We start from the raw sequence: 1,609 nt of genomic DNA, 5'->3' as shown, positions 1-1,609 counted from the left end.
AGTTGATACTAGTGAAGCAGGATATATTGTAACTAATGATAAGATGGAAACTAATATTGAAGGTGTATTTGCAGCAGGAGATATTAGAGAAAAGCCATTAAGACAGGTAGTTACAGCTGCTGCTGATGGTGCTATAGCTGCTGTTCAAGCAGAGAAGTATATAGAAAAAAATTTTGAAGAATAGAGGAGGAAGTTAATATGATAATTTTAGATAAAGAGACATTTAAAGGTGAAGTTTTAGAATCTACAGGTTATACACTTGTTGATTATTATGGAGATGGCTGCGTACCTTGTCAGGCTTTGTTGCCAGATATAGAAGAATTATCAGTTAAATTTGAAGGAAAAGTTAAATTCTGCAAGTTGAATACTACAAAGGCTAGAAGATTAGCTATTTCACAAAGAGTACTTGGACTTCCTACAATTATACTTTATAAGGATGGAGAAAAAATTGAAGAAGTTATAAAGGATGATGCTACAAAAGAAAATATTGAAGCAATGATAGTTAAACATATTGGCGCTTAATTAAGTATATTATACAAGGAGGAAGAATAATGAGTTTATTAGAAGGAAAAAAAATAATTGCAATAGGTGACAGGGATGGAATTCCAGGTCCAGCTATAGAAGAATGTGCTAAAAGTGCGAAAGCAGAAGTAGTATTTGCTTCTACAGAATGCTTTGTTTGAACAGCCGCAGGTGCTATGGATCTGGAGATCCAACAAAGAGTAATTGATTTAACTTCAAAATATGGTGCTGAAAATGTGATTGTGTTAATAGGAGGAGCTGAAGCAGAGGCTTCAGGTCTGTCAGCAGAGACTGTAGCTGCAGGAGATCCAACTTTCGCAGGACCACTTGCAGGAATTGCATTAGGTCTTGGAGTGTATCATGTAGTAGAACCAGAAGTTAAAGATGAATTTGATGCAGCTATTTATGATGAGCAGTGTGGAATGATGGAAATGGTTCTTGATGTTGATGAAATTATTAGTGAAGTAAAACCAATTAGAGATGAATATTCAAAGTACAATAAATAGTTATAGGCAACTTTAACGGTCTAAAAATGGCATGCAGAAATGCATGCTGTTTTTGAATATATAGTAACTAAACATAATGGATGGAGGTTTTAAAAATGAGTTTTCCAGTAATAAAAAAAGCGGCTTATGTATTAGTAAATACACCAGATATGATATTTCACAATGGTACTACTCAAACCCTAGAAAGAGAAACAAATCCAGAATCGGAATATTTAAAGGAGATACCAAATCACTTAAGATCTTTTGAAGATGTTGTTAGTTATGCACCAAATCAAACTTATATTGGAAACATGACTCCGGAAGAATTAAGTGAAAGAAAAAGACCATGGTATGATGAAAAGGTTGAAGGTTTGTCCAGATTTGGTAAGTTTGGTGAAATCATGCCTCAAGATGAGTTCTATGGTTTGATGAAGATAAGTGACGTATTTGATCTCGTTTTGTTAGAGAAGAATTTCACAGAGTCTGTTAGAGAAAAGTTTAAGTCTCATGCTGTTTTAAAGATTAAAGCTGACGAGTTAAAGGAAGGAATAGACTTGCCTGAAATAGAGAAGCTAATAGAAAATCATATAGCTGAAGGGTTA

3 protein-coding genes and 1 pseudogene are annotated in these 1,609 nt (G+C 34.0%); all 4 read left to right on the top strand.

Annotated features, from left to right (window positions below):
* A partial coding sequence (locus EG57_RS0224945) for an FAD-dependent oxidoreductase (RefSeq protein WP_032079779.1) occupies positions 1 to 184 on the top strand: 184 nt, incomplete at its 5' end.
* A gap of 14 nt (positions 185 to 198) precedes the next feature.
* Positions 199 to 522 carry a thioredoxin TrxA gene (gene trxA, locus EG57_RS0224940; protein WP_032079778.1) on the top strand — a complete coding sequence of 108 codons (324 nt, stop codon included), beginning with the start codon at positions 199 to 201 and terminating at the stop codon, positions 520 to 522.
* Positions 523 to 551: 29 nt separating this feature from the next.
* The gene (gene grdA, locus EG57_RS0224930; RefSeq protein WP_082085067.1) at positions 552 to 1,028 is read left to right on the top strand and encodes a glycine/sarcosine/betaine reductase complex selenoprotein A; all 477 of its coding nucleotides are present in this window, start codon (positions 552 to 554) and stop codon (positions 1,026 to 1,028) included.
* Positions 1,029 to 1,123: 95 nt separating this feature from the next.
* Positions 1,124 to 1,609 (top strand): annotated as a pseudogene (locus tag EG57_RS0224925) (glycine/sarcosine/betaine reductase complex component C subunit beta); the annotation flags it as partial.

The sequence above is a fragment of the Clostridium drakei genome (assembly GCF_000633595.2).
GTDB classification, from domain to species: Bacteria; Bacillota; Clostridia; order Clostridiales; family Clostridiaceae; genus Clostridium_AM; species Clostridium_AM drakei.
This window is presented reverse-complemented; position numbering and strand designations above follow the sequence as displayed.

Bases quoted from the DNA above. Each gene is read 5' to 3' on its own strand.
- trxA (WP_032079778.1), top strand. From the start codon at position 199: ATGATAATTTTAGATAAAGAGACATTTAAAGGTGAAGTTTTAGAATCT.